Genomic DNA, 360 nt, shown 5'->3' with positions numbered 1-360 from the left:
CAAAGATACGGATACCGATGATTACACGGTAACTGGCCAGACAACGCCAAGCACTATCGTAACGATCAAGGATCCAGATGGTAACACAGTGGCTACTGGGACCAGCAAGCCAGACGGCAGTGTTGATATTCCGGTAACGGGTACGACTGTCAAGCCAGGTGAAACCTTAACGGTTACGCCGGACGGCGGAAAAGCAGTTACGGTGACAGTACCAAGTGATGTAACTGGTGCCAAGATCACCAAAGATACGGATACCGATGATTACACGGTAACTGGCCAGACAACGCCAAGCACTAACGTAACAATCAAGGATCCAGATGGTAACACAGTGGCTACTGGGACCAGCAAGCCAGACGGCAG

At 51.1% G+C, this 360-nt stretch carries 1 protein-coding gene; it reads left to right on the top strand.

Annotated features, from left to right (window positions below; genetic code table 11):
- On the top strand, positions 1-360 hold a 360-nt coding region (locus FD04_RS12590), incomplete at both ends, for an Ig-like domain-containing protein (protein WP_235805628.1).

Origin of the sequence: Secundilactobacillus odoratitofui DSM 19909 = JCM 15043 (assembly GCF_001434895.1) — a bacterium.
Taxonomy (GTDB): Bacteria; Bacillota; Bacilli; order Lactobacillales; family Lactobacillaceae; genus Secundilactobacillus; species Secundilactobacillus odoratitofui.
This window is presented reverse-complemented; position numbering and strand designations above follow the sequence as displayed.